We start from the raw sequence: 25,590 nt of genomic DNA, 5'->3' as shown, positions 1-25,590 counted from the left end.
TCTGTAGCAGGTGTAGCCGTAGCAATCTGCGCTTTCCTCTTTTTGTAGATAAGATCAGTCAGGCTCATTTCACACCCCCATCCAGTAGCGCAGGATTCACGTGAATCAGGATCTGCTTTCCAGCCCGGGCGACGCGAACCCGGTCCAGATCCTCCAGGGCCTTGAGTGCGGCGCTCAATGGATCGGCCTTGCGCAGGGGACCAAACTGTTGGGCGTGACGCTTACTGACCATTTGCGTGCGTTCGGCACGACAATGCTCGATCAGCCACGCATCGAGCCTCGCCGCGTCCGCCACGTCATCAGGTAACGCAAGCTCGGAGAAAAAGCGCTTCGATTCGCTCAGGTGCCATGCAACGATGCTTGATGCGCTCTCGAAGGCATCCAGGCCAATCGGCCCCGTTGCGCCGCTGAACACATGGAACAGCGCTGCCAGACGCGCCGCGTTGTCTGCCGACTTGCTCGCCACGTCTCGCACATCGTGGAGGTCGCCGCCGTCGCGCAACTGGACTTCCACGGCATCATGAAACGCTACCCATGCGGCTTTGGTGTCGGGCGCAAGAGTGAGCATCTGTGGCTGCAAATGACCGTCGTCGTCGATCGGAACTGGCGTGCGCAGAATCTCCGCGATCCTCTGATTGAATGTCGCCATGTGCGGCCAGTGCTCGGGGGCCTCTTTGAAAAGCCGAGTTCCTTGCGTCGATTGGGGCCATGCAATCAGGAACCGGGCTAGAAAGCCTGTGCCGCGCGCCAGCGTCCCGGACCTCTCGAAGAAGCTCAGAATCGTCGCCGCCTGCACCTGCAGTGCCACCGTCAACCGTGCCCCGCGTACCTCGTATGATTCGGATGTTCGCCGGTCAATCGTCAGGTTGCTGCCATCCCACAGGACATTGAGCGTCGCCAAGTTGCGCATCACGCTATCTGCACCCATGCCATGAGCGCCGAACACGATGCCGGCCTCAGCCGACACGACGCCACCCGACGGCCATTGCTTGCCAAGGGAGAAGGCGAGCGCCTCCGGAGTTACGTCGCCATACAGCAGTCGCGGCACGCGCGGCGGCTCCGGCTTGTCGTTCTCCAGGTCACGCAAGTCCGCCTTGAGCGCGTCGGTCGGTTTCCGGTTCTTGGCCTCTTGCTTGATTTTCTCTTTGACACCGCCCGTTTCGGCCTCCCATGCCTGAAGATCGGCCTTGAAGTCTTTAAGGACCGGCGCAAACAGTTGCTGCTGCTCGGACTGATACTCGCGCACCGCGGCGGTAAAGAACCCGTCTGAAGTTGACTTGCGCTCTCCGGACTCTGCGATGGTCAGCATGAACAGCGATGCCGGACCAGCCAGGCGGCCGGCTCGCTCGACATCAACGAGTGCCTGAATCGACAGACTCAGCGCTGCGATCGCCGACGATGCGACCATCGGCAAGGGCGCTTGCACGAACCCTTGCACCTCCTCTACAGCGGTCCTAATGCACGGCGGTAGCGCCTCAACCGGATATTCCAGCGCGTCCGTGGTTGAAGCGAGCGACTGCGGCTCAGGCCATTCCGACGACTCGCCACCATCTTTAGGCGTGGCCGCTGCACGCGCCCCGACTCGGGGCAGTGCCAGCACATCATCAGCGGTCGGCATCCGGTCGTGACTTGCTTTGAAGACCTCGAGCCAGTCCATCACGTCGCCTTTTTCCGGCAGGCTCATAGCGGCCACGTCCACCCGCTCCACCGTGCCTCCAAGCGCTTCCAGCTTCTCCGTTACCTCGTCGGCGTACTTCGCGCCTGGTGCGTCGTGATCCGGCCACAGCAGCACATGACGGCCCGCCAGCGGTTGCCAGTCCGCAGCACCAGCACTGGTGCAGCCGCCAGACGTGACGCCAACGAACCGGCCCATGCCGATCTTCGTCGCCGCGTCCGCCTTCTGCTCTCCCTCCAGTAGGAGTACTAAGGCCTTAGGAAACGCCGAAACTTCCCGAAGGCCATAAAGCACCTTTCCGCCTGCTTGCGGAGGCTCGCCGTGCTTCCACTGCGTGCCATCGTGATAGAACGGGCGGATCAGCTTGCTATAACCCTTGGGGGCAGTCGCGTCAGTCTTGTGCATCCGAACGCGTGCAAGAATGATCCGACCATCAGCGTCAGAGAACACGTGCAGCGCGACCGGCATATAGCCTTCCAGCTTTTGCGCTTTGAACAGGCGTCCGGCGGCTGCTTTACAGTCAGCTTCCGTCAATGCCCGTTCCTCGATTGCCGTATTCATCGTCCCTCCCATGCGCCTAACTCGCGTGCAGCCTGTGCGAACGACAGCCCCCGAGCACGGCGATACAGTTCCAGTACGTCGCCGCCAGCCTCGCCGCACGCGAAACATCGCCAGTTACCGCGCTCGAGGTGGATAGACAGGCTCGGGTTGCTCTCGCCGTGGATCGGGCAGCGAACCTGCCCATAACCCGACCCGTTCGGCCTACCGGGTTCCAGATTCAACAGCGCCAGCACGTCACCGACGGGGGGGAGCGCTTCACGGTTAAATTGAGAACCGATCATGGGCGTTCCTCCGGAATCAACTCCTGCAACTCATCGTTCAGCGCGTTGAACTGCATCCGCAGTTCAGCCTGGGCGCCGTCCGACAGAAGCGCGTAGGCGTCGCAGGACATCTGGCCCAGCAGGGCGGATTTCTTGTCCTTGGCGCTCATTGCCGGACCTCCGCGCGGGCAAGGTCGGCCAAGCGGATAAGCGCATCGCCAAGAACGTCGATTGCATCGTTAGGCGTCGCCGAGATGGCAGCAGCGCGCAGGGCGTCGCGAATGATTTGGGTGAGATTTTTCGGGAGAGGTGCGAACGCATTGACAGCCGGGATTACGGCTTGTCGAGCTCTATCGTCGCTCCGACTGCGCGCATCCGATTCAGAATGCGTTCCATCGTCTCGGAGTCGAGCTCCAGTTGCGCCATCGCGAAGAACAACAGATGCGGACTGAGATCCCGCGGAGTTTCCCCGCCGGTATATTTGCGCCACTGACGACCGCCTTGCACGCCGAACAGATCGGCCATCCCGGCGCTGCTGAGTTTCAATTCCTGCTTCAGTTTCTCCAAGTCGATCGGAGTCGGGGGCGTATATCTCATTGGGAATGGGGCGGCCAAGCGCCGCACGGAATGGGTGCTTCATGATCAGAATCCTCTCGGCTGTGATGGGTCGCGCACTTACGCAACCGCTGATGTCGAGGATAGGCCCAACGGTCCTAATCGTCAAGCGCGGATTTGGGAATGAGCGATTCATTGCCAGCTGCATTAAGCGGCCTCCGCTCGGTTTGCTGCGTCAAGCAGCATCAGAAGGACGGCGTTCAATTCGTCGCGGCGGACGATCATCGGCGGCTTGCGCTCAGGGTTTGACGTGGTGCTGGAGCGGACGAAGACGAAGCCCGGTTCTGCGGCCGGCTCGATGTGGGCGAAGAGGGCGCTCATGCTGCGACCTCCGCGCGGTAGTTTGCCGGATCGGAGAGCCAGGCGTCGATGTCCCCACGGCGCCAGCCAACGGCGCGCGGTCCCAACTGAATGGGGCGGGGGAATGTGCCCTCGCGAGTGCGAGCGTAGATTGTCGACTTGCTGAGACCCGTCGCGTCTTGAACTTGGTTCCGGCGCAGGATCGCGAGAGCGGATTGAAGTTGTGCAGCCATGTTTCCTCACTATCGGTTAGTGAGCGTCCCCGGCCCATCCGGGAACACATGGCTTCTCATTATTTACATAAAGTCGAGAGTTGCTACCTGCATGCGCATAGGGTCCACCGAGCGCAGACATTCCGCTCTGCGCAGACGGGAAACGTTCAAGTCACCTTCTTTTTTTCTGCCGATATTAATTCGGCAAGTTTTTTGTGTGACAACTTAACTATGCCGATCAATTCTTCTGCAGCCTTGGATGCCGACAATTTCTTATCTATGTTTTTGTGCCAGTGGTCTATTGCATATTTCGATAACTCGTAATGCTCCTTATGCCTCCGCCGTGCCATTTCTGCAGCCGGATTATTGTCATGATTCTTTACTCCGGTAATCTCACCATGCGTACCAGCCTCCAAGTCGATGACAATGGGGGCCATAATTGCAAAGGCATATCTCTCACTTGCGACTCTGAACAGAACAATAGCCTCATCTTCGTTGCGGTACATACCGCTCATCAGCATTGCGCAGCAATAGAGTCCAAGACCGATATCGCGCTCAACTTTGCTTGCATCTATCCACGCACGAACCAAAGCTAATCTTTCATCTTCAATCTCTAAGGATTGTCTCCATATTCTCTCCCCCTCACTAAGAATAGAAAATTCTTCTTCGGTTAGAAATTCATCATCTGGATAATGCCGACCAACAGTTAATAGCCAACCAAATCTTCCAATGTCAAATAATTTCCGAGTATCGCAATCCCCTGCTATATCGTAAAGATCGTCAATTAAGTCCTCCGCACGGCTAATAAACCGTTTCTCGAAATTATTCATTCGCGCCCTCACGCAAAGCCCCCTTAAAGAAGGGCCGCGCCAGCGGGTGAGGGAACCCGTTTTCGATCCATCGATCTAGGCGCGGCTTTACTGTTTGCGCACCGATGTGCGCGGTTCAATTCTACGTAAAAGCGCAAGCTATTTGCCGAGCGCGCTAACCACGCGAGGTGCCGGCCATCTCGATAATCTTGCCGTGGCCATCCGCAAAGTCGGCCCAATCCTGCATCATCTTTTTGCGGCGCTCGAGTCCGTCGCCACGCCGGTAAGCAGCCTCGGTGGCATCTGAAACAACGTGCGCCAAGGCATGTTCCGCAAGTTCTCGGGGGTAGCTAGTCGCCTCGCCAACCCAGTCGCGGAACGTTGAGCGGAATCCGTGAACAGTCAATCCGGGACGCACACCGCGGAGCAACTCGAGCATGGCCATCGACGAAAGAGGGCGCTCAGGCTTTGCGCCGGGGAATATCAACTTATCGTCGCCGCCCTGCGGCAATGTCTCAAGCAGCTTTAGCACCGATGCGGACAGCGCCACGCGATGCGGCCGCTTCGACTTCATTCGGGGGGCTGGGATAGTCCATAGCGCTGCATCCAGATCGATTTCGCCCCATCGCGCGCCGAGCACTTCGCCGGTGCGGCAGGCGGTCAAAATCGTGAATGCCAGTGCCGTTGCGCTGATATTGTCTCGGGCCCGCAGTTCTGAAACGAAAGCAGGTAGATCCTTCCAGGGTAGGGCGGGATGATGCTTGACGCGCTGGGTTTTCGGGATTGCCGGCAGCAACGCCTGCAGATGCCCTCGCCATGCCGCGGGGTTTTCGCCGCTGCGCAGATTTCGCACCTTAGCTGCGGTCAGCACAGCTTCGATGCGTTGGCGGAGGCGAGTCGCCGTCTCATGCTTTACCGACCATACGGGCTTCAAAACTTCCAGGACGTCTTCCGTCGTGATGGTCGCGACGTCGCGCTCGCCAATCTTCGGATAGGCATACGTCTCCAGCGTTGCCGACCACTGCGCAGCATGCTTTGCGTTTTTCCAGCCATCGCGTTTCGACTTAATCAAATCGGCTGCCACGTCTTTGAAGGTGGTGCCTCGCGCGCGCTGGGCCTGCTGCCGCTTTTCAGTCAGCGGGTCGACGCCGTCGCGCTTCAGCGTCAAGCGCAGCGCGGTGGCTTTCGCGGCAGCTTCAGCTAGCGAGTGGTCGGCGTATCTCCCTAGACTCATCTCCTTAGCTTTACCGGCGCTGGAGTAGCGCAACATCCAGAACGCGGCCCCCGTGTCCGTCACGCGCAGATAGAGTCCGCTAGCGACGCGATGCATCCCCGGCTTGGATTTGATCGACCGGATTTCGCGATCAGTTAGGTTGCGTAGCGCCAAAATTCCTCCCACAAAAGTTCCCACAATTTTGCACTGGATTTTGTGGGAAGGCAATGAACTCTATCGGACCATCAATGGGTGATCGGGTCCCGAGCGAACGGCCTGATAGCCTTTGTGGGTATGGTATTGGGAGGATTGATAAGGTCCGATGCGGTTCGGGAGAAAAATGGCTTTGGCGGACCGTCTCTCCGCCAGAACACCAATGAAAACAGGCCTCCAGGGCCTGTTTTCGTTTCTACCCGTCCTCAAACCCGCCAATCCGGAAAACTGTTGTTCTCAGGACATGGACTAACTCCGAAAACGTGACCGCTTCAACAGGATTGCATCCGAAGCGTTCGCAATGCTCTACGGGTCTTTCCCAATTCCGTTGAACTTTGCCCGACAGACTTCGAGATACCGAAGGGCGAGCACGGCGAGGTTCAACAGGCGGACTGGAACTTTGTCGTCGCGGTGATCGACCAGCTGGACGAGGAAGGTTATTTCCGAAAGCAAGGCCGAAGCATGGAAGGAAGCTACTACGAGGCGGTTCTTTCCAGCAAACCGGGCCGAACGCTTGAAAGTCCGGATGGCATTTCTGCGCGATGCGCTACCGTTGAATGGACTTGCGGCACCGCGTTGCCCAGCCGGGCAGTGGCCACCATGGACGCCTGACAAAGCGGAAAACAGGTGCGAGAATTGACGTGAACGCGTGGATTCTCCCGCCAGTCACCGCGGAGTGCAAAATGGACGATCCCTATGACCTTCAGCGCTTCGTCGACGCCCAGGAGCCGGTGTACGCACAGGTATGTGAAGAACTGCGTGACGGGCGTAAGCGAAGCCACTGGATGTGGTTCGTATTTCCGCAGATCCAGGGCCTTGGGACAAGCGCAATGGCGCAGCGGTTCGCGATCTCGACGCTGGCCGAGGCCGAGGCGTATCTGCGTCATCCGATACTCGGCCAACGGCTGCGGGAAGCGACGCGACTGGTCAACCTTGTCAAAGACCGTTCGATCGAGGAAATTTTCGGATATCCGGATGACCTGAAGTTCAAGTCATCACTCACCCTGTTCGCCCGTGCGACGAGCGACAACGAAATTTTTATCGAAGCGCTGCGCAGGTACTTCGGCGGTGAAGGCGATTCGCGAACGCTGCAGCAGCTATAGGCGGCCTCTGCGCTGCGCAGACATAGATGCGAGCGCACACGCTCGGGTCGAAACTGGGAGCGCTAAAGGACCCGGTTAAGCGGCGGATCCCGTGGGCGCGACACGGAGCTGGCCGCCGTCATGCAACCCATTGTCCAGGCGGTGGTTGCAAAACGAATCTCGTGCGTTCCCCTCAAAAGATCTGGCCTGACCTGCTGTACGGAGTCTGACATGACATCCCATCGAGCGATAAGGAAGTGCTTCACGCTGCAGCGTGCGTGTAGCATGACCTGCGCCGCGCTGAGCTGTGCGGCGGTTCTAGTGTTCGGCGGCTGTGCGCAGCCCTGGCAGCGCTTCGAGGCCGGCGAGCCGGAAGGCAATGTCATCGCTAAACTAGGCCAGCCGCGTGAGGTCTACGACCTGCCTGGCGGCGCGAAGCGTCTGATGTGGCCGACACAGCCGATGGGTGAAGTCACCACCGCTGCTGACATCGACGCGATGGGCAACGTGATCAGCGTCCGGCAAGTGCTTCAGCCGAGCGAGTTCTATCGGGCAGAGGTAGACAAGTGGACTAAGAAAGACGTGCTGGTCAACTTCGGCCGCCCGGAGGAAACCACTTACTTTCCATTGATGAAGCGTGAAGTATGGAGCTATCGCTATCTGGAAGACGGGGTGTGGTACCAGTTGTTCAATTTCTATTTCGATGACACTGGCGTCCTCCGCTCGACCCAGAAAAGCCCCGACCCGCTCCATGAGCAAAACGGAAATGATCACGTCCCCTGAGCTTGATGAAGGCTAAGAAGATGAGCCAATTAAATCATGACGTTATGCCTTCGATGTTACTCAGCCAATGGCACACAGCTTTGGCACGCCTCCCACACATTGAGCAGGGCGGAAGTGATCGCCCCAAGGTTTTGTCGGACTCCGTGTGATCCGGGGTGGACAGGTGCCAGGGCCTCTGGTCACCGGTCCGCTGCCACAGTCTTACAAAAAGAAAGCGCCGCGTAAGTATAAAAAACAAATAAATAAACTTGCTCTAAACTACCAGCCGCCCGAGCCAGCCTAGTAGAGAGCAAGAAACCAATGCCCCAGCCTCCAGCCGATCCCACCGGCGGTCCCAGCTTCAGTTTGCCTAGACACCCCGCCTTTCAACGTTTCTGGTGTACCCGCATCCTCTCATCGCTGTCTTTCCAGATGCTCGCCGTGGCAATGGGCTGGCACATCTACGCGCTCACGCATAGCGCCTTTGCACTGGGCCTTGTCGGTCTCGCCCAATTTCTGCCGATGTTCCTGTTGACGCTCGTGGTCGGTCACGTCGCCGATCGCTACGACCGTCGCCGGATCGCGGCCGTCTGTCAAAGCCTCGAAAGCGCCGCTGCATTGCTATTCGCCTTCGGCACCTTCGGTGGCTGGATCAGTGCGCCGGTCATCTATGTGCTGGCCGCATGCGTAGGCGCGGCCCGCGCCTTTGAATCTCCCGCGGTTGCCTCGTTACTGCCGGCCGTCGTGCCGCGCGGGCAATTGCCCAAAGCCACGGCATGGGCTACCTCCGCGAATCAGTCCGCCCAGATCGCGGGCCCGGCATTGGGCGGCTTGCTTTATGGCATCGGTCCGGGCGCGGCCTATCTCGCTTGCACGCTGACGTTCGCGGCCGCTGCGGCTTCCGTGTGGGCGATTCCGTTGCAGGCCAAGCCGGCGAGCCGCGCGCCGGTCACGCTCGAATCGGTGTTCTCCGGCATCGCTTTTATCCGCAAGGAGCCCGTGATACTCGGCGCGCTCTCGCTCGATCTATTCGCGGTGCTGTTCGGCGGCGCGACCGCGCTGTTACCGGTTTTTGCACGCGACATCCTGCACACAGGCCCGCTCGGTCTCGGCCTGCTGCGCTCGGGCACCGCCATCGGCGCGCTCGCGGGCACCATCTGGCTTGCCCATTTCCCGCTGCGTAATCGGCCCGGCGCTGCGATGTTCGGTGGCGTGATCGCGTTCGGTGCCGCCACTATCGTGTTCGGTTTATCGCATCAATTCTTCGTGTCGCTCTTCGCGCTCATGGTGCTGGGCGCGTCGGACACCATCAGCGTTGTGGTGCGCCTGTCGCTCGTGCAATTGCGTACGCCTGGCGACATGCTGGGTCGTGTTAGCGCGGTCAATTCGCTATTCATCGGGACATCGAATCAACTGGGCGAGTTCGAGTCCGGCGTGACAGCGGGATGGTGGGGCGCACAGCCGGCCGTGCTGCTGGGCGGCGTCGCGACGATCGCCGTCGCCTTGTTGTGGATGCGGTTTTTTCCGGAACTCAAGCGCACGCGTTCGCTGGAGCGAGAAGAGGCGCTCTCGCCGAGCAGTTGATCGATGCAGCCCACGCGCCGCGCCGTCCATCGCACCGTCGCGAGAATCGATGCCACGACGATCAACGCGCCGCCGATCCACGCCACCGTTGAAATCCGTTCACCTAACCAGATGCAGGCGAACAGCGCGCCGAAGGCAGGTTCGCTGCCCATCAGCAGCGACACGCGCGTCGGGCTGCTGCGCTTGATCGCGAAGTTCTGCGCGAAGAACGCGAATAGCGTGCACGCAATCACCAGATAGCCGACATAACTCCAGAACACGGCATGCCCGGTGAGCGACGGCATCGGCTGCCACTGTTGCGGCGCAAACAGCAACGCAACCGCGGCGGCGCCGAATGCCACCACGCCCGACTGAACTGCGGTCACCGACAAAGGCGGCAACGCGGAGTCGCGCATCACCCGTTTAGTCACGCATACATTCAACGCACGCAGCAGCGCGGCGAGCAGAATCAACGCGTCGCCGGAATTGAAACTCAGCGCGCCATCCCCCGCCAGCAGCCAGGCGCCGAACAGCGAAAGGACGACCGCCATCCATTCGATGCGGCTCGGCCTGCGTTTAAGCAGCCACCATTCGATGAGCGGCGTCAGCACTACGCACAGACTGATTAGAAACGCCGCATTGGCCGCACGCGTCAGCAGAATGCCGAAGGTCTCGCAGAGAAAGATGCCGAGCAGCAGGGCGCCCGCGATGAGCACCCCACTTAGCGTGCGGCCATTGGCGGCGCGCAAATGGCGCAACGCGGGCGACAGGATCACAAAGGTGATGCCAAAGCGGATCGTCAGCAAACCCAGCACCGGATAGAACACGAGGGCACTTTTGACGACGCCGTAACTGGTGCCCCACACCACGGCGACCGCGAGCAGCATCAGATCGGAAAGCAGAAGCAGGCGTGGTTGTTTCGACATGGCGGGGCGGACCTCAAACAGATGAGCACGTATTGCGCACATATTGTCGAACTTTGCGCTGAAGGCGATAATCGGGTCGCCGTGCACAGCTTTTATGTCTCAAACGCATTAATAGACGCACCTTCAACGGGCTTCTCACGATGAACCCAACCGACCTTTTCGCCTTGCTGCCGGATATGGCGGTTTTCGCGCGCGTCGTCGATGCCGGCAATTTTTCGGTGGCCGCGCGTCAGCTCGGCAGTACGCCGTCTACCGTCAGCCGTCAGATCAAGCGGCTCGAGGACGCTTTGGCGACACGCCTGCTGGAACGGTCGACGCGCACGGTGCGGGTCACGGAATCGGGCGCCCAGGTCGTGCGTTTCTGCCGCGACATGCTGAGCGCCGCGTCGGGCGCGGTGGATGCCGCCGGGCAACTGGCCGGCAGACCGCAAGGCAAGGTCAGCGTGAGCGCGCCGACCGCGTTTGCGAAGACCGTGATTCATCCGCTGATTCCCGGCTTCCTGCGCGCTTACGACGAAGTCGACCTGCAACTGCTGTTCACCGATCACGACGTCGACCCGCTCGCCGACGATGTCGATCTGGTGATCCGTCTGACCGAGCACCCTCCTCAGGGACTCGCGGGACGCAGGCTGGGCGCGGTGCGCTGGCTACTGGTCGCGTCGCCGGCCTATTTACGCGAGCGCGGGATGCCCGCGCAACCGCGCGATCTCCTCAAGCACGATTGCCTTTATCTGGGCGAAACCGCCGACGACAACCGCTGGCGCTTTCGCCGCGGCACGGAGACGCAAAGCGTCGACGTGAAAGGGCGTTACATCGCCAATCATGCTGGCGCGCGGCTCGAAGCGGCGCAGCAGGATTTCGGCGTTGCGAGCTTGCCCGAATTTGCCGCTACCGATGCATTGCTGAGCGGCGAGCTGGTGCAGGTGCTGCCTGACTGGAACCTCGAAGCGCGCGCTTACGTGGGGGCGGTGTGGCTGTTGTATCCGCCGAACCGCTTCTTGCCGCCCAAGGTAAGGGCGTTGATCGACTATCTTGTCGAGCACATTCACGAAGCGGCTTAAGCAGCGCGGGTCAAGTTCACCGCGCAACGCGCACGCGCGCCATGCCCGCTTGCGCTCGAAGCGCATACACACCGCCGGGCGTGAAGATACGCAGGGCGGTGCCGGTTATGCCTCGTCTTTCTTGAAGCGATCTTGTATGGCGACCAGTTGATCGTCGCTGGTGGCGACGATCCATAGACGGGCGCGCTCGGCCATCAGCCGATTGTGATCCTTCAGGACGCCCATCGACACGGCCGTTTTCCACGCGACGGGTGCGGCGCGGCTGGTTCTTCCTGACGGCGTGCCGACCAGCAATGCGTAGGGCCCGAGGGGTAGCGAGACGAATGGCATGGCCGGCTTGACGCGCACGCGCCAGTCGATGAATGGTGAATCGCTGAACAGCAGCGGCGTGGGCAGACCGTGCAGCACGGTGAAATCGTAGAGCGCGAGTTGTTCACGCATGGGTCCGTAGACCCGGCGAATATCGCTGACGAGCGCCGCGCGGATTTCGTCGTCGAACATTGCTTCCTGGGTGTAGTGGTCGACGGCTTGTTGCGCGTCGTGCTGATAGGCGCTGAAGATCGCGAGCTCGACGCAATCGTGGACGGCGCGTTGGACTTCCGCTGCCGAGCCGGCTTCTTCGGGTTTGCCGAGTTGCGCGGCGCGCAGGAAGCGCGCGAGGGCGGCGTCCTGGGTTGACGGGCCGGTGACGCGTGGGTCGTCGATGGCGTCTTTGTCTAATGGGACGTAGAGGTATTTTTCTGCCGCGAAGCGGGATTTTTTGCCGTCATCGAAGTTGATTTCGCCGTTGGCGCAGTTTAGGTATCGGGTGCCGATGTGGCCGTGTTCCCAGACGTAGTTTTTCAGGAAGGGGCGCAGGGGATGGAGTGGGTCTGGTTGTTGCATTTTGCCTTTTGCACTCCGTGCGGGTTGGGTTTGGGTATGGTCACATAGAAGTTGCGGTTTTGTTGGTTTTTTTGCCTGTGCGGCGGTTGGTTGGCTGTGGTTTTATGGTGTTGGCGTTTTCTTGATCTGGCTCTTTGGTCTTTCCTTGATCTGGCTTTTTGGCCTTTCCTTGAATTGATATTGGTCTATTAGTGTTGCCCCTGTGCGGGGCGGCACTTGTAGTGGTTCAATGATCTTGGACACCTCTAAAGGCATCGGCTTATACACAATTTCCAGCGTGACCGCCGGCACGTAACTTCTGCAATGTCTTGGCAGCGACATGAACCTCTTTGAGTCCCAGCCAAATAGCTTTCGTGCCGGGTTCGCCATCGCCCTTGCGGCCGAGGAATCCGCCCAGGCGCGCGATCAGGCGCAGCACCTCGTTGAGCTTGGGCTTGTCCGGCTGCTTGACGTCGGTCAGCAAATACGCGCCACGAATTTCATCGACATCGAAGAACAGTTCGGCATCCAGATCGGGGCAACTGCGACCCATGTGCATCAGACGGACGATTCGCCAAGCCACGACCAGAAACAGCGCCAGCGCGCGTTCGAGCCGTTCGATCGCGCCCAGTTGCAGCGCCTCGACCCGGCAACCGTTCTTCAGCACGTTGAACAAGATCTCGATTTCCCAGCGCGCCCGATACCAGTCGATCAGTTCAATCGCTTCCTGCAACGTCGTGGCTTCGCGGTTGGTCAGCAAGCGCCATTCGATCGGCTTGACGCCGCCTGGTGCATCAAACTCACGCGCCACCAGACACGTGGCCGCAACGCTCTGACCAACGCCTGCCGGCAGTTCGATGCGCCGCAACCATACGTGCTGACGCACCTGGCGCGCCTTCACGCCGTGACGCGAGCCCATCGTGAAGGCAATCTCGCCCAGCGGTGTGCCTTCTGTCGTCGCTGTCCATAGCTTGGCTCCCTCGGGCAGCGCGCGGTCGTGGGTCGAGCGAATCAGCCAATCCGCCGGCGTGCCCAACTCCTGCGCCCGCACCATCAGCGCGAGCATGTCTGCCTCGCGATCAGCGACGTACACCAGTCGCGTGTGTGGCAGGCTCGATGCCGTTTCCGCTACGCGCTCGTAACCCTCGATCCAGCGCAGGCTTTCCTTGAGGCCGCCGCGCTGGCCCTGCGCGTCCTTGGGCTCACGCGCCCACATCCATGCGTCGAGTACACCCAGCGGCACCCGCTCAGGCGTCACCGCATAGGTCGGATGCAAATACATCCCGCGCTGCATCTCATAAGACAGTGGCCCAAGGCCCGCGGCCTGCCGGCCGTTGAAATCCAGTTCCGTGGTGTCCTGCAGGCACAACACGACCGACTGAGCGGCCATTCGTTGCTCGGTCTGCCGCCAGTGCGGTTCCAGAATCGCACTCCACTCGACCTCGCCGTTGTCGAAGAAGCGGTACGCCGCCATCGTCTCGCCCCAGCCCCGACACGCCTGCGGCACGCCAGCCGTCGGCTTGGCCGCCAATCGTTCCATCAATGTCCTCGCTCGCTTGTTCAAGCGCGCGTCGCCAAGGTCGAGGTCAGCAAATTCGGTTTGCGTCCAGCACGGTGCTTCCAGGGCCAAGGCGTTCACGCAAAAAGCGAGAGTAAACGCGATGCGCCGAAAGTTTACAAGCCCCCGTCGATCTCATTGCCCGACGACGGTTTGTTCCGGCCTACGGTTGCGGAGGGCTGACTTGTGTATAAGACGATGCTCTAAAGGGGATAATTCTCCAACTGAGGTGAGAAATGAGCAGACGGAACATTCCCGACGAATTGAAGGCAGAAGCGGTCCAGCTGGTGGTCAGCAGGGGCTATTCCTATGCGCAGGCGTGTGAGGCGCTGGGCGTGGGCGACACGGCGTTGCGCCGCTGGGTGACGCTGTGGCGCGCTGAGCAGGTCAGAGCGCCGCGTACACAACTGGAGATAGAGGCCGATGCGCGCCGCATCCGCGAACTCGAAGCCCGGGTCGCCGATCTGGAACGGGAGCGCGACATACTAAAAAAGTCCACGGCCTTCTTCGTCAAGGAAATGGATCGCTTCCCGAAGTGATCCAGTCACTGAAGAAGGTCTGGCCTGTGAGGGCGATGTGCCGGGTGATGAATGTTGCGCCTAGCAGCTATTACGCGTTTGCCGGGCGCACGTCGAAGAGTGCGGCGCCTTGCCAGCAGATAGCGGCCGCACGGGAAATTCATCGCGAAACCCGCGGCAGTTATGGGAGCCGCAGGATGTCGCAGGAGTTGCGAAAACGTGGTCACGCGGTAGGTCGTTATCGTGCCGGCACGCTGATGCGGCAGGCACAACTGGTGGTCACCAGAAAGCGCACACATCGCTATCCGAAGAGCAATGAGCAGGCGCAGGTGGTGCCTAATCTGCTGGACCGTAACTTCGAGCCGCCGGCCATCAATCAGGTATGGGCAGGCGACATTACGTATGTGAGGACGCTTCAGGGTTGGTCTTATCTTGCCATCGTGATGGACCTGTATTCGCGCCGTATCGTCGGCTGGTCGTTGGGGCTGATGCCTGATACAGCGCTGGTGATCAGGGCGTTGCAGCAGGCCCTGGAGCGGCGCAGTCCGTCGCCAGGCCTGATGTTCCACTCGGATCAGGGATGCCAGGGCGAATTCAATCGGTCGTTGCAACATCTCGAGATTGGAGGTGTTAAATGGGACGACCACGAGGTTGGGCTGCGCAACAGACGGGGCGGGCATCGATGTCTTCACCGGGCAGGCCAGGTGTCAATCAGTTAGAGACGAAACAAGCATTCTGGAACCGCATTGCCGAGGGAATGGAGAGTGATGCCGCCGCGTTGGCGTGCGGCGTGTCGCAGCCCTTGGGCCCGCGATGGTTTCGCCAGGCTGGAGGCATGCCGCCGATAGATTTGGCGCCGCGCTCGGGTCGCTATTTATCGTTCTCGGAGCGTGAGGAGCTTGCCTTGCTTCGGGCGCAGGACTGCGGGGTTTGCGAGATCGCACGGCGGCTTGGTCGTTCGCCCTCGACCATCTCACGCGAACTGTGCCGCAATGCCGCGACCCGTGGCGGTACGCTGACCTATCGGGCGACGGTCGCGCAGTGGAAAGCCGAGCGAGCGGCAAGGCGGCCCAAGACCAGCAAGCTCGCCGAGAACGAGCGATTACGGGCTTATGTGCAGGACCGACTGGCGAATGCGGTTACCGATGAGAAGGGCCGGCCGATACCGGGACCCAACGTACCGTGGAAGGGAAGACGGCATGGTCGTCGGGCCGACCGGCGTTGGGGCACTTGCTGGAGTCCGGAGCAGATCAGCCGCCGGTTGCGACTTGATTTCCCCGATGATGAGTCTATGCAGATCTCACACGAAGCCATCTATCAAGCACTCTACATTCAGGGCCGTGGTGCATTGCGACGCGAACTCTCTGCGTGTCTGCGTACCGGCCGGGCACTGCGCGTGCCACGGGCCAGAACGCAGCAGCGAGGAAAAAGCTTCATCACCTCCGAGGTGCTGATCAGTGAGCGCCCGGCCGAGGTTGCCGACCGTGCTGTACCTGGGCATTGGGAAGGAGATCTGATCATCGGCCTGAACAGCTCTGCAATTGGCACTTTGGTTGAACGTACGACCCGATTCACAATGCTGCTGCACCTACCGCCCATGCCGGGCCACAATTCTGGCGCTCGGGTGAAGAACGGGCCGGCGTTAGCTGGCCACGGCGCCGAGGCTGTTCGCAATGCCATTGCCGCGAAGATCGCGATGCTGCCCGAGCATTTACGCAAGTCACTAACTTGGGATCAGGGCGCGGAAATGGCCCAGCATGCGCAGCTACAAATCGACACGGGTTTGGCAATCTACTTCTGCGATCCGCGAAGCCCGTGGCAGCGTGGAACTGACGAAAACACCAACGGCCTGTTGCGACAGTACTTCCCCAAAGGCACCGACATCAGTCGATATTCTGAACGCGAACTCGATGCGGTCGCCAACACACTCAACGCCCGACCGCGCAAAGCCCTTCAGTGGAAGACCCCCGCTGAAGCGCTTGAAGAGTTACTATCCACAGCTTAAAAAACAAGTGTTGCAACGACTCCTTGAACCTAAGCAGTACACCAGCGCGCACTTCACGAACGAACTGAAGGCAAACGGCATCGTCCAGAGTATGAGTAGAAAGGGGAACTGCTGGGATAACGCGCCGGTGGAGCGTTTCTTTAGAAGCCTGAAAGGCGAATGGATCGACGACAAAGGGTACCGTGATCACGCGCATGCCGAACGCGACATTGAGGCTTACATCGACGACTTTTATAACCACCGTCGCATCCATTCTGCAGCAGGCGGACAACCGCCGGCACGATGTGAAGCGTCACTTTTTTAGAAATGCCCCTTTCCGGGTGTCCAATTTTACTTGACCATTACAACTTACTTTCTTTGCCGCCGCAAAGAAAGATAAGCAAAGAAAGCGGCTCACACCGCAAATTCTTAAGCGGGTGTCTCGCACAGTTGCGGTAGTGGTGCATCTGGAATCTGTGTTCTCGCACACTCCGCGTGAGTGACACAGCCGTCATACTTCCGGCGGCGCTGCGCGCGCCGAAGCGGTACTTCATAAAACCGCCCGTTACGTTTTTACATTCATGCTTTACTTGATGCGATGGCACTTCCAGAGCTCCGCGGTGTTCGCGCAATCCACGCGTCGCCGAATCGACGCCGATGGCCCCAACCACACTCGAACGAATCCATAGTTTTGCGTGATGAACCCTTCCGGCGAGCACGCAGTGCGAGGCGGGAAGTATGACTGCCTTGTCACTCACGCTGAATGTGCGAGAACACAGATTCCAGATGCACCACTACCGTGGCTGTGCGGGGGCCCCGCTTATGAGCTGGCGGTGTGAGCCGCTTTCTTTGCTTATCTTTCTTTGCGGCGGCAAAGAAAGTAAGTGCCGCCCCGCACAGGGGCAACGCTAATAGACCAATATCAATTCAAGGAAAGACCAAAAAGTCAGATCAAGGAAAGACCAACACCATAGGCAGCCAGAAAAACTAATCGCCGAGCAGGCAAAAAACCCACATCAAACAACAACCCCTCCGCCGCAGGCACCCCCACCGCCTCCACGCCAGCAAATTCATACGAAGCTTACCTAACGTTACAGAAGCGACAGCATAGTTTCACATACTCGACAACCCGCCCCCTAGAATGCAAAGCGATAAGAGCGCGGCACCGTTAGCCAACCGCAAGCGAACTGAAAGATCACAATGCATTCGCCCGCAATGCCCAAGGTGCACACGCATCGTCGTCGTTTCGCTTCCATTCCAAGGAGAACGTATGATCCGCTTGCCTCTCGCCGCTATTACCCATGCCTGTATGGCCAGCCTTCTGGTCGCCGCTACCGCGGCCAGCGCGCAAACCGCGCCCGCCGCGCCGTCAGCAGCGGCGCAAGACGCAGGTCGCCTACATGCGGCCGATCAGGCCTTCATCGCCGATGCCACCAGGAACGTCGCCACGCAACGCGATGCCGCACGCATCGCCACGTCGCGCTCCACCGACCGTGACGTCAAGGCGTTCGCCGAACGCGTGTCGAGCGACAACGCGAAAATCTCGGACGCGCTGCGCGCCGCGAGCCCGCGTGGTGTCGACGTGCCGAAGAACGATCCGGACACAGCAGTGCTCGCGAGCATCAACAACCTGCGCGGCGCCGATTTCGATAAGACCTACATCGAACAGGTCGCGCTCGCTGGCGAACAGAAGGCGCTGTCGGCATTCCAGGCGGAAATCGCCTCGGGCCGCGACGAACAGTTGAAGGAGGCGGCAAAGAAGGCGCTGCCGACCATCCAGGAGCACTACGCGATGGCGCAGGATCTCGCCAAACGTAAGCATCTGACTGTCCAGTAAGCTGCCGACTCGAGGCACGGTAAGGCACCAGCGCGCGTCACGTTATTGCGTGACGCGCGCGACCGCGAGATCAAAAAGCGGCTCGAACTCGGCTCGAAAAGCCGCCCCCAAATCCCGCCACAACCTTTTCGCTCGCGGCCAACCCCGGCCGCATGCACACAGCAAACCGAATCCATTCTTTTCAGCGATAATCGGCTTCGATCTTTCGAGCCGGATCTGACCCGCGCTGCTTTCAGCGCGACTCAAACAGTTCGAAAGCCGTTCCCGATTTCACGCGCATTCATTCAAAGCTCGCCTCATGAGCAAGCCTGCCAATCTCCCGCAACAGTTGGACCACATGCTTCGGCAAGCCATCGCGCTTCAGCACAACGGCGCATTCGCGGAGGCCGAAGAACTCTACCGAGAGATTCTCGAACTCAAACCACGCCATTTCGACGCGTTGCAATTGTTGGGCTCGCTCGCACTGCAAGCGGGTCGTCTGCAAGAGGGCATCGAGTTGATCAGAAGGGCGCTGGCCATCAACGCGAGACAGGCGCCACTTCATTCGAATCTCGCGTATGCGCTCAATACGCTGCAACGTTTCGACGAAGCCCTCGCGTGCGCGGATCGCGCGCTCGTATTGCAGCCCAAATTCCCGGATGCACTGAACAATCGCGGCAACGCGCAGGCCGGTCTGAATTTGCCGCTCGACGCGCTTGCCAGCTTTGATCGCGCGATCGCCTTGACGCCGGATTTCGCGCAAGCCTGGAACAATCGCGCCTGCGTGCTGCGCGATCTGGGCCGCCCCGCCGATGCATTGGCAAGTTGCGACCACGCGCTCGCACTGCAGCCGAACTATCCCGATGCATGGAGCAATCGCGGCAATGCGCTCAGCGATCTCAATCAGCCGCAAGAAGCAGAGCGTAGCTATCGGCGCGCACTTGATCTGGCGCCTGCATTCGCGGATGCCTGGAATAATCTCGGCCTGACCCAGATCGATCTCAACCAGCACGCTCAAGCGTTGTCGAGCTACGCGCGCGCGCTGGCTGTGAATCCCGCAGCGGCGGAAACGCATTGGAACGAATCGCTTTGCCTGTTGCAATTGGGGCAGCTTGAGACTGGGTGGCAGAAATACGAATGGCGTTGGGAACGCCGCCGCATCAAGGCGAGCAAGCGCGCCTTCGCACAACCCCTTTGGCTGGGAGATTTTTCAATCGACGGCAAAACGATTCTGCTGCACGCCGAGCAGGGCCTCGGCGACACGCTGCAGTTTTGCCGCTATGCCGCGCTCGTGTCGAAGCTCGGCGCCAAAGTCGTATTAGAAGTACCGTCCGAATTGATGCGGCTGATGTCCACGCTTCACGGCGTGGATCAAGTGATCGAAGCGGGGCAGGCACTGCCGCCGTTCGATTGTCACTGCCCTCTACTGAGCCTGCCGCTCGCGTTCAAGACCGATCTCGCGAGTATTCCCGCAAAGACACCGTATCTGTTCGCCGACCCGCACGCAACGCGTGAATGGGACGCGCGTATCGCAGCACAAGCGGAAGGGCGCTTGAAAGTCGGACTCGTCTGGGCCGGTGGAAATCGGCCGCATGTCGCCGAGCTCCGCAAGAACGACGCGCGCCGTTCGATTACGTTCGAGTGGCTCGCGCCGGTTCTCGATGTGCCGAATGTGCAGTTCTTCAGCCTGCAGAAAGGCCCGGCCGCGCTGCAATTAGCGCGCAACGATCCGCACGCGAGCGTCGTCGATTACACAGAAGAACTCGACGACTTCGCCGACACCGCCGCGTTGGTGGCGAACCTCGACCTGGTGATATCGGTGGACACATCCACCGCGCATCTGGCCGCTGCGCTGGACAAGCCGGTGTGGATTCTGAACCGCTTCGACAGCTGCTGGCGCTGGATGTTGGAACGCACCGATTCGCCCTGGTATGCGCAAGCGAGGTTGTTCCGGCAACCGGCATTGGGCGACTGGGACAGCGTAATTCGAAGTGCGCGTGATGCGCTGGCCGCATTGTGCGCCGCGCGAAAACCAACGGCGCAATGAAGATAAGGCACTATCTGTGCGTTAGCCGGATAGATCAGAACTGAACGCTTCACTCGTTGCCATGACAGCGCTCTTCAATCCGCGCGACACCTTTTACACCGGCGCGAGCCCGCCGGCACGTTTGCCCAGACGCGCGTAGACTAAACGTCCGTTTATCGATGGCTACGCCACGGAGATTGATCAATGGAATACAGACATCTGGGTGCATCCGGTTTCAAGGTGCCGGTACTGAGTTTCGGCACGGGCACATTCGGCGGCAAGGGCGAATTTTTTCAAGCGTGGGGCGCCACCGACGTCGCCGAAGCACGTCGCCTGATCGACATCTGTTTCGATGCAGGCGTCACGATGTTCGACAGCGCGGACATCTATTCGAGCGGCGCTTCCGAGTCGGTGCTCGGCGAAGCGCTCAAGGGCAAGCGCGATAAAGCGATCATTTCGACCAAGGCGACCTTTCGTTTCGACGACGGTCCGAACAACGTCGGCTCGTCACGTTTTCATCTGATCCAGGCGGTGGACGCGGCGCTCAAACGTTTGCAAACCGATTACATCGACCTGTTCCAGTTGCATGGTTTCGACGCGAAGACGCCGGTCGCCGAAGTCATGTCGACGCTCGACGATCTCGTGCGCGCGGGCAAGATCCGCTACACGGGCGTGTCGAATTTTTCCGGCTGGCACCTGATGAAATCGCAGGACACCGCGGATCGTTACGGCTATCCGCGCTACGTCGCGAATCAGACTTACTACTCGCTGATCGGCCGCGATTACGAGTGGGAGTTGATGCCGCTCGGCGCCGATCAAGGCGTGGGTGCGGTGGTGTGGAGTCCGCTCGGCTGGGGGCGTCTCACCGGCAAGATCAAGCGCGGTCAGCCGTTGCCGGAAACGAGCCGTCTGCATAAAACCTCCGACATGGGGCCACCGGTCCCGGACGAATATCTGTTCCGCGTGCTCGATGCGATCGACGAGGTTGCGGCCGAAACCGGCAAGACCGTGCCGCAAATCGCGCTGAACTGGCTGCTGCAGCGTCCTACCGTTTCGACGGTGCTGATCGGCGCGCGTAACGAAGAACAGTTGCGGCAGAACCTCGGCGCAGTGGGCTGGAATCTGACGCCCGAACAGGTGGCGAAGCTCGATGCTGCCAGCGCTGTACGTCCCGCGTATCCGTACTGGCATCAGGAGGGATTTGCGGAGCGTAATCCGAAGGCGGTTTAAGGGCGCTGCCCGGCGTATCCACCGGGTAACAACTCGCTCCGGCTCGACTTGCTACTTGACGAGTTCGGCCGGAGCGGCGAACAGTTCGCTGTAGTACCCATTTCCCCGCGCTTGCATGGCCCGCCGGGCCGTATTCGACTTGCCAGTCCTTCGCGTTGGCGAGCGCCCGCATTTCCTCGGCGCGTGGCTTGTTGCGTCTTTCGATATCGCGCATCGGCGCGTAGACGATATGGCCGGCTTCGGCCAACGATTGCGCCGTGAGCCTGCCGATGCCGGTACCCGCGTTCGTCACCAGGATGACGTTTTTCGGCATGGCTCTTCTCCGGTTCGATGAAAGTGATACGACGTTTAAAGACGCTGTGAAAGCGGCGCTTTATGCGTCTTCAAGTCGGCTTAAGCCACACCGCCGTTGGCGCGCAGGATCTGGCCATTGACCCAGGCTGCATCCGGGCCGGCGAGGAAGGACACCACCGAGGCGATGTCGTCGGGCTGGCCGAGGCGTTGCAGCGGCGGCATCTTCGCAAAGGTCTGAATCTGTTCTTCAGTCTTGTCGTCGAGGAACAGCGAGGTCGCGATCGGGCCTGGCGCGACTGCGTTGACGGTGATGTTGCGACCGCGCAGTTCCTTGGCGAACACGTGCGTGAATGCCTCGACGGCCGCCTTGGTGCCGTTATAGATCGCATAGCCCGGCATGTTCAGCGCCAGCGTGGTGCTCGAGAAGTTGACGATGCGTCCGCCGTCGTTCATCCGTGCGGCCGCTTCGCGCAGGGTGTTGAAGGTGCCACGCACGTTGATGTCGAAAGTCTGGTCGTACAGCGCGTCGCTGGTGTCGGCGAGCGGCACTGTCTTCAGCACGCCGGCGTTGTTGACCAGCACGTCCACTTTGCCAAGTTGCTGTTCGGTGGTCTCGAACATACGATGCACGTCGTCGGCTTTCGATACATCGGCCTTCACCGCGATGGCCCTGGTGCCCGCTGCCGTGAGTTCGGCGACGAGCGCTTCAGCCTCCGTCGAACTCGATGCGTAGTTGACGGCAACCGCAAAACCGTCCTTGGCGAGGCGTTGCGCAACGGCTGCGCCGATGCCACGGGATGCGCCGGTAACAATGGCGACCTGAGCGCGCTTGATCGTGTTCATGATTCGTTTCCTTCTCTGTGGTGGGTTGATGAGATGAATCATGGCCGCTTTCCTCGCTGAGATAATCGGCTTAAACTTGCCATAATCATTCCATTTGCTTTAACAATTGGCCGATGGGCCTGTCATAGAGGCGTTGAAGATGGATCGTTTCGAGGAAATGCGGGTGTTCGTGCGGATCGCCGAACGGCAGAGCTTCACGCGCGCTTCGGACGATCTGCAGATTCCGCGCGCCACCGTCACTAATTTGATGAAGCGCATGGAGCAGCGGCTCGGCGTGCGGCTGCTCGAGCGCACAACGCGCTCGGTGCGGCTTACGCATGACGGAGAGGCGTACTACCGGCGCTGCGTGCGGTTGATCGCCGATATGGAGGAGGCGGAGGGCTCGTTTTCCAACCTCGCGCCGAAGGGTCTGTTGCGCGTGAATCTGCAGGGCACCTTGGCGCGGCACTTCATCGTGCCGGCGCTGCCGGCGTTTCTCGCGAGGTTTCCCGACATCGAACTGACGATTGGCGAGGATGACCGGCTAGTCGATCTGGTGCGCGAAGGGATCGATTGCGTGTTGCGGGCGGGCAATCTGCAGGATTCGTCGATGGTGGGGCGGCGCGTGGCGCAGCTGCCGCAAGTGACGGTGGCGAGTCCGGCTTATCTGCAGGCGTATGGCGAGCCAGGCGATCCGACGGATTTGTCCACGCATCGGGCGGTCAATTACCTGTCCAGTGCAACCGGCAAGCCGGTGCCGCTCGAATTCAGAGTCGACGGCCGCGATACGGCGACCTACCTGCCGTCGGCGGTGTCGGTGACCGGCGCCGATCTCTACACAGGCGCGGCGGTAGCGGGGCTCGGCATCGTGCAGGTGCCGCAGTACCGTGTGGCGGGAGAGCTGGCTTCGGGGCGGTTGAAGATCATCCTCGCGGACTTTCCGCCGCCGCCGATGCCGGTTTCGGTGCTGTATCCGCAGAATCGTCAGTTGTCGTCGCGGGTGCGAGTGTTTGCGCAGTGGTTGCGCGATATTTTTGAGGCCGCGAGTGTGCAACCGGGGGCGCGGGGGGCATGAAGGACGCGTGTTGCGATGATGAAGTGAGTAGTCAAGGCAACTACGGTTTGCGAGGCGCCTGATGCGCGGTGTCGATATGATCCGTGTGATGTGCGTGATGTGCGTGATGTGCGTGATGTGCGTGATGTACGTGATGTACGTGATGCGCGCGGGCGGTGCGTTGCTTGGTGCGGGGGGCGGCTTATCGTGGGATCATGTGCGTCGTGCTGGGCGATATTGTTTATTTGCACGGTACGGACAGTTTGGAATAACAGGAGTAGAGCGATGATCGATGGACTGGTGGGCGGGCGATTGTACGGCGAGGCGCAGATTCGCACAGGACAGAATGGGAAGCGGTTCGTGACCTGCAAGGTGCGGGCGACCACCAACGATGGCGATACGGTTTTCGTCAATGTGATTGCGTTTGATGATGATGTGCAGACGGCGCTACTTGCGCTTACTGATTCAGATAGTGTCGCGCTGAGTGGGGCGCTGACGCCCAAGGTTTGGACTGACAAGAATGGGTTGATTAAGGCTGCTATGGATATGGTTGCACATAAAGTGCTTGTGGGGTATCGGGGGGAGGGGTGATGGTTTTTTTGCCTTTGGCGGCGGCATTGATTGTTGTACTGTGGGTGTGATTTTTTTTGGTTTTTTGCTTGCGCGGCGCTTGGTTGTCTGTTTGCCTGCGGTGTTGGGCTTTGCTTGGTCTGAGGTGTACTGTCAACAGCAGACACTCTTTTCTTAAGCCGCCTGTTGTTGTTTGCTGAACGCTTCGGCAAACAACGCTGGCGGAACATTGCCTAGGCGTGAGTGGCGCCGTTGGCGGTTATAAAAGCTTTCGATGTACTCCTGAATTGCCGCCTTCGCGTCGGCACGCGTGGCGTAGCGATGGTGATGTATCAGTTCGTTTTTTAGACTGCCCCAGAAGCTTTCCATCGGAGCATTGTCAAAGCAATTGCCCTTACGCGACATTGAGGCCTGCATGCCGAATTGTTCAACCAGCTTCCGATAGTCATGAGCACAGTATTGACTCCCACGGTCCGAATGATGAATCAAGCCTTTCTCGGGGCGTTTGTTGCGCACAGCACGCCACAGAGCTTGCGCCGTGAGTCCTTGTGTCATGCGCTCACCCATGGCGTATCCAACCAACTCACAGGTGAAGACGTCCTTAATACCGGCGACGTAGAGCCATCCCTCGTCGGTGGCACAATAGGTGATGTCTGTCACCCAGGCTTCGTTTGGCCGCGTTGGCGCGAACGTCTGGTTCAGCAGATTGTCGGCGACAGGCAAGTTGTGATTCGAATTCGTCGTGGCTTTGAATTTGCGCTTCTGCTTACACCGCAGATTGAGCTCTCGGCGCAGGCGAGCGATGCGGTCGCGGCCGGCTATAAAGCCTTGTGCCTCAAGCTCAGGCTTCACGCGTCGCGTGCCATAGGTCTCGCGGCTCTGCTTGTGCACAGCCTTGATGGCGACTTTCAGGCGTTCATCAACCTGCGCACGTGGAGACAGCTTACCTTTAGACCAGACATAGAAGCCGCTGCGCGAAACCTTAAAGGCACGGCACAGGACAGCAATTGGATAATCGAGTCGCATCGTATTCATGACCGCGTATTTGGCAGCGACTCCTGCGCAAAATACGCTGCCGCTTTTTTTACGATATCTCGCTCCATCTTGGTCTCCGCCAGTTCCCTACGTAGTCTGGCTACCTCGGCTTCTAATTCGGCAACCGTACGACTGCCTGGCGCCGTCACGGCGCCATTGCCACGCTTGGCTGCTTTGACCCACGTGGCCAAAGTCCCCATCGGAATGGCAATTCGCTTCGCCGCTTCATCCAGCGTCAGGCCCTGTGCAAGCACAAGCTTTACAGCTTCTTCACGAAGCTCTGGCGTGTATGTTCTTGGTTTCGTCATCTGTGCTCCCATTGATAAAGTTTATCAAAAAGGAGTGTCTTAAAAAGTCAGGCTACCTCAGTCTGGTTGCCTGCTCGGCGCTTAGTGTCTGGCTGCCTATGGTGTTGGCGTTTTCTTGATCTGGCTCTTTGGTCTTTCCTTGATCTGGCTCTTTGGTCTTTCCTTGAACTGACTTTTTGGCCTTTCCTTGAATTGATATTGGTCTATTAGCGTTGCCCCTGTGCGGGGCGGCACTTACTTTCTTTGCCGCCGCAAAGAA

24 protein-coding genes and 2 pseudogenes are annotated in these 25,590 nt (G+C 59.7%); 13 read left to right on the top strand and 13 right to left on the bottom strand.

From position 1 onward, the window contains the following. Nucleotides 1–64: 64 nt before the first annotated feature. The 8 genes from P0D84_RS13630 to P0D84_RS13595 form a co-directional block, all read right to left on the bottom strand. Nucleotides 65–2,236 carry a DUF3987 domain-containing protein gene (locus tag P0D84_RS13630; protein ID WP_408337121.1) on the bottom strand — a complete coding sequence of 724 codons (2,172 nt, stop codon included), beginning with the start codon at nucleotides 2,234–2,236 and terminating at the stop codon, nucleotides 65–67. Further along, the gene (locus tag P0D84_RS13625) at nucleotides 2,233–2,517 is read right to left on the bottom strand and encodes a CHC2 zinc finger domain-containing protein (protein ID WP_408337119.1); all 285 of its coding nucleotides are present in this window, start codon (nucleotides 2,515–2,517) and stop codon (nucleotides 2,233–2,235) included. Before P0D84_RS13625 ends, P0D84_RS13630 begins: the two co-directional genes overlap by 4 nt. Then, nucleotides 2,514–2,666: a hypothetical protein gene (locus tag P0D84_RS13620; RefSeq protein WP_408337117.1), complete on the bottom strand. Its 153-nt coding sequence runs from the start codon at nucleotides 2,664–2,666 to the stop codon at nucleotides 2,514–2,516. The genes P0D84_RS13625 and P0D84_RS13620 overlap by 4 nt, the downstream gene beginning before the upstream one ends. A gap of 163 nt (nucleotides 2,667–2,829) precedes the next feature. Next, nucleotides 2,830–3,021, bottom strand: coding sequence for an XRE family transcriptional regulator (locus tag P0D84_RS13615; protein WP_408337115.1), 192 nt, complete (start codon nucleotides 3,019–3,021; stop codon nucleotides 2,830–2,832). 237 nt (nucleotides 3,022–3,258) lie between these two features. Then, on the bottom strand, nucleotides 3,259–3,432 hold the full coding sequence (locus P0D84_RS13610; RefSeq protein WP_408337113.1) for a hypothetical protein: 174 nt from the start codon (nucleotides 3,430–3,432) through the stop codon (nucleotides 3,259–3,261). Then, nucleotides 3,429–3,644, bottom strand: coding sequence for a helix-turn-helix transcriptional regulator (locus P0D84_RS13605; protein WP_408337111.1), 216 nt, complete (start codon nucleotides 3,642–3,644; stop codon nucleotides 3,429–3,431). The genes P0D84_RS13610 and P0D84_RS13605 overlap by 4 nt, the downstream gene beginning before the upstream one ends. A 146-nt stretch (nucleotides 3,645–3,790) precedes the next feature. Further along, on the bottom strand, nucleotides 3,791–4,453 hold the full coding sequence (locus tag P0D84_RS13600) for a hypothetical protein (RefSeq protein ID WP_408337109.1): 663 nt from the start codon (nucleotides 4,451–4,453) through the stop codon (nucleotides 3,791–3,793). A gap of 154 nt (nucleotides 4,454–4,607) precedes the next feature. Continuing rightward, nucleotides 4,608–5,873 (bottom strand): tyrosine-type recombinase/integrase, encoded by a 1,266-nt coding sequence (locus P0D84_RS13595; RefSeq protein WP_408337107.1) that lies wholly within the window; start codon nucleotides 5,871–5,873, stop codon nucleotides 4,608–4,610. 668 nt (nucleotides 5,874–6,541) lie between these two features. On the opposite strand from P0D84_RS13595, the gene P0D84_RS13590 reads away from it, so the two are divergent. From P0D84_RS13590 to P0D84_RS13580, 3 genes are all read left to right on the top strand, one after another. Beyond that, nucleotides 6,542–6,961, top strand: coding sequence for a DUF1810 domain-containing protein (locus P0D84_RS13590; RefSeq protein ID WP_408337105.1), 420 nt, complete (start codon nucleotides 6,542–6,544; stop codon nucleotides 6,959–6,961). Nucleotides 6,962–7,225: 264 nt separating this feature from the next. After that, nucleotides 7,226–7,723 carry a hypothetical protein gene (locus tag P0D84_RS13585; RefSeq protein WP_408337103.1) on the top strand — a complete coding sequence of 166 codons (498 nt, stop codon included), beginning with the start codon at nucleotides 7,226–7,228 and terminating at the stop codon, nucleotides 7,721–7,723. Nucleotides 7,724–8,023: 300 nt separating this feature from the next. After that, a complete protein-coding gene (locus P0D84_RS13580; RefSeq protein WP_408337101.1) occupies nucleotides 8,024–9,286 on the top strand; it encodes an MFS transporter in 1,263 nt (420 codons plus the stop codon). A 26-nt stretch (nucleotides 9,287–9,312) separates the two neighbouring features. Here P0D84_RS13580 and P0D84_RS13575 read toward each other — a convergent pair. Then, nucleotides 9,313–10,191, bottom strand: a pseudogene (locus tag P0D84_RS13575) (DMT family transporter); the annotation flags it as partial. A gap of 140 nt (nucleotides 10,192–10,331) precedes the next feature. Here P0D84_RS13575 and P0D84_RS13570 point away from each other — a divergent pair. Next, nucleotides 10,332–11,252, top strand: a complete 921-nt coding sequence (locus P0D84_RS13570; protein WP_408337099.1) for a LysR family transcriptional regulator — start codon at nucleotides 10,332–10,334, stop codon at nucleotides 11,250–11,252. A gap of 105 nt (nucleotides 11,253–11,357) precedes the next feature. Here the strand turns inward: P0D84_RS13570 and P0D84_RS13565 are convergent, their stop codons facing one another. Together P0D84_RS13565 and P0D84_RS13560 are read right to left on the bottom strand one after the other, a co-directional pair. Further along, nucleotides 11,358–12,137 carry a hypothetical protein gene (locus P0D84_RS13565; protein ID WP_408337097.1) on the bottom strand — a complete coding sequence of 260 codons (780 nt, stop codon included), beginning with the start codon at nucleotides 12,135–12,137 and terminating at the stop codon, nucleotides 11,358–11,360. A gap of 259 nt (nucleotides 12,138–12,396) precedes the next feature. Then, entirely contained in the window at nucleotides 12,397–13,746 is a 1,350-nt protein-coding gene (locus tag P0D84_RS13560) for an IS4 family transposase (RefSeq protein ID WP_459252212.1), read from the bottom strand. A 164-nt stretch (nucleotides 13,747–13,910) separates the two neighbouring features. Between P0D84_RS13560 and P0D84_RS13555 the strand changes: the two genes are divergently transcribed. The 7 genes and pseudogenes from P0D84_RS13555 (at nucleotide 13,911) to P0D84_RS13525 (ending at nucleotide 21,248) form a co-directional block, all read left to right on the top strand. Next, nucleotides 13,911–14,213: a transposase gene (locus P0D84_RS13555; RefSeq protein WP_408336920.1), complete on the top strand. Its 303-nt coding sequence runs from the start codon at nucleotides 13,911–13,913 to the stop codon at nucleotides 14,211–14,213. Then, the gene (locus P0D84_RS13550; protein WP_408337095.1) at nucleotides 14,210–14,911 is read left to right on the top strand and encodes an IS3 family transposase; all 702 of its coding nucleotides are present in this window, start codon (nucleotides 14,210–14,212) and stop codon (nucleotides 14,909–14,911) included. Before P0D84_RS13555 ends, P0D84_RS13550 begins: the two co-directional genes overlap by 4 nt. Beyond that, nucleotides 14,827–16,197 carry an IS30 family transposase gene (locus P0D84_RS13545; RefSeq protein ID WP_408334891.1) on the top strand — a complete coding sequence of 457 codons (1,371 nt, stop codon included), beginning with the start codon at nucleotides 14,827–14,829 and terminating at the stop codon, nucleotides 16,195–16,197. Before P0D84_RS13550 ends, P0D84_RS13545 begins: the two co-directional genes overlap by 85 nt. A gap of 34 nt (nucleotides 16,198–16,231) precedes the next feature. Continuing rightward, nucleotides 16,232–16,501, top strand: a pseudogene (locus tag P0D84_RS13540) (integrase core domain-containing protein); the annotation flags it as partial. A gap of 945 nt (nucleotides 16,502–17,446) precedes the next feature. Further along, nucleotides 17,447–18,013 (top strand): DUF4142 domain-containing protein, encoded by a 567-nt coding sequence (locus P0D84_RS13535; RefSeq protein ID WP_408337093.1) that lies wholly within the window; start codon nucleotides 17,447–17,449, stop codon nucleotides 18,011–18,013. 298 nt (nucleotides 18,014–18,311) lie between these two features. Then, nucleotides 18,312–20,039: a tetratricopeptide repeat protein gene (locus P0D84_RS13530; RefSeq protein WP_408337091.1), complete on the top strand. Its 1,728-nt coding sequence runs from the start codon at nucleotides 18,312–18,314 to the stop codon at nucleotides 20,037–20,039. A 183-nt stretch (nucleotides 20,040–20,222) separates the two neighbouring features. Next, complete coding sequence (locus P0D84_RS13525; protein ID WP_408337089.1) at nucleotides 20,223–21,248, top strand: aldo/keto reductase; 1,026 nt, start codon at nucleotides 20,223–20,225, stop codon at nucleotides 21,246–21,248. Nucleotides 21,249–21,641: 393 nt separating this feature from the next. On the opposite strand, the gene P0D84_RS13520 is transcribed toward P0D84_RS13525, so the two are convergent. After that, nucleotides 21,642–22,385: an SDR family oxidoreductase gene (locus tag P0D84_RS13520; RefSeq protein ID WP_408337087.1), complete on the bottom strand. Its 744-nt coding sequence runs from the start codon at nucleotides 22,383–22,385 to the stop codon at nucleotides 21,642–21,644. Between the two features lie 139 nt (nucleotides 22,386–22,524). On the opposite strand from P0D84_RS13520, the gene P0D84_RS13515 reads away from it, so the two are divergent. Together P0D84_RS13515 and P0D84_RS13510 are read left to right on the top strand one after the other, a co-directional pair. Next, nucleotides 22,525–23,439, top strand: coding sequence for a LysR family transcriptional regulator (locus P0D84_RS13515; protein WP_408337085.1), 915 nt, complete (start codon nucleotides 22,525–22,527; stop codon nucleotides 23,437–23,439). Nucleotides 23,440–23,703: 264 nt separating this feature from the next. Further along, the gene (locus P0D84_RS13510) at nucleotides 23,704–24,009 is read left to right on the top strand and encodes a single-stranded DNA-binding protein (protein WP_408337083.1); all 306 of its coding nucleotides are present in this window, start codon (nucleotides 23,704–23,706) and stop codon (nucleotides 24,007–24,009) included. 153 nt (nucleotides 24,010–24,162) lie between these two features. Here the strand turns inward: P0D84_RS13510 and P0D84_RS13505 are convergent. Beyond that, nucleotides 24,163–25,331, bottom strand: a protein-coding gene (locus P0D84_RS13505) for an IS3 family transposase (RefSeq protein WP_408335889.1) whose coding sequence is annotated in 2 segments (ribosomal slippage) — nucleotides 24,163–25,067 and nucleotides 25,067–25,331 — 1,170 coding nt in all. Because the reading frame shifts where the segments join, the coding sequence is not laid out codon by codon here. Between the last annotated feature and the right edge of the window lie 259 nt (nucleotides 25,332–25,590).

The organism is Paraburkholderia sp. RL17-337-BIB-A, from assembly GCF_046025895.1.
Classification (GTDB): Bacteria; Pseudomonadota; Gammaproteobacteria; order Burkholderiales; family Burkholderiaceae; genus Paraburkholderia; species Paraburkholderia fungorum_C.
The sequence above is the reverse complement of the archived record's forward strand: the minus strand, read 5'-3'. Positions and strand labels throughout refer to the sequence as shown.

Bases quoted from the DNA above. Each gene is read 5' to 3' on its own strand.
- P0D84_RS13630 (WP_408337121.1), bottom strand. From the start codon at position 2,236: ATGAATACGGCAATCGAGGAACGGGCATTGACGGAAGCTGACTGTAAA.
- P0D84_RS13625 (WP_408337119.1), bottom strand. From the start codon at position 2,517: ATGATCGGTTCTCAATTTAACCGTGAAGCGCTCCCCCCCGTCGGTGAC.
- P0D84_RS13620 (WP_408337117.1), bottom strand. From the start codon at position 2,666: ATGAGCGCCAAGGACAAGAAATCCGCCCTGCTGGGCCAGATGTCCTGC.
- P0D84_RS13615 (WP_408337115.1), bottom strand. From the start codon at position 3,021: ATGGCCGATCTGTTCGGCGTGCAAGGCGGTCGTCAGTGGCGCAAATAT.
- P0D84_RS13610 (WP_408337113.1), bottom strand. From the start codon at position 3,432: ATGAGCGCCCTCTTCGCCCACATCGAGCCGGCCGCAGAACCGGGCTTC.
- P0D84_RS13605 (WP_408337111.1), bottom strand. From the start codon at position 3,644: ATGGCTGCACAACTTCAATCCGCTCTCGCGATCCTGCGCCGGAACCAA.
- P0D84_RS13600 (WP_408337109.1), bottom strand. From the start codon at position 4,453: ATGAATAATTTCGAGAAACGGTTTATTAGCCGTGCGGAGGACTTAATT.
- P0D84_RS13590 (WP_408337105.1), top strand. From the start codon at position 6,542: ATGGACGATCCCTATGACCTTCAGCGCTTCGTCGACGCCCAGGAGCCG.
- P0D84_RS13585 (WP_408337103.1), top strand. From the start codon at position 7,226: ATGACCTGCGCCGCGCTGAGCTGTGCGGCGGTTCTAGTGTTCGGCGGC.
- P0D84_RS13580 (WP_408337101.1), top strand. From the start codon at position 8,024: ATGCCCCAGCCTCCAGCCGATCCCACCGGCGGTCCCAGCTTCAGTTTG.
- P0D84_RS13570 (WP_408337099.1), top strand. From the start codon at position 10,332: ATGAACCCAACCGACCTTTTCGCCTTGCTGCCGGATATGGCGGTTTTC.
- P0D84_RS13565 (WP_408337097.1), bottom strand. From the start codon at position 12,137: ATGCAACAACCAGACCCACTCCATCCCCTGCGCCCCTTCCTGAAAAAC.
- P0D84_RS13555 (WP_408336920.1), top strand. From the start codon at position 13,911: ATGAGCAGACGGAACATTCCCGACGAATTGAAGGCAGAAGCGGTCCAG.
- P0D84_RS13545 (WP_408334891.1), top strand. From the start codon at position 14,827: ATGGGACGACCACGAGGTTGGGCTGCGCAACAGACGGGGCGGGCATCG.
- P0D84_RS13535 (WP_408337093.1), top strand. From the start codon at position 17,447: ATGATCCGCTTGCCTCTCGCCGCTATTACCCATGCCTGTATGGCCAGC.
- P0D84_RS13530 (WP_408337091.1), top strand. From the start codon at position 18,312: ATGAGCAAGCCTGCCAATCTCCCGCAACAGTTGGACCACATGCTTCGG.
- P0D84_RS13525 (WP_408337089.1), top strand. From the start codon at position 20,223: ATGGAATACAGACATCTGGGTGCATCCGGTTTCAAGGTGCCGGTACTG.
- P0D84_RS13520 (WP_408337087.1), bottom strand. From the start codon at position 22,385: ATGAACACGATCAAGCGCGCTCAGGTCGCCATTGTTACCGGCGCATCC.
- P0D84_RS13515 (WP_408337085.1), top strand. From the start codon at position 22,525: ATGGATCGTTTCGAGGAAATGCGGGTGTTCGTGCGGATCGCCGAACGG.
- P0D84_RS13510 (WP_408337083.1), top strand. From the start codon at position 23,704: ATGATCGATGGACTGGTGGGCGGGCGATTGTACGGCGAGGCGCAGATT.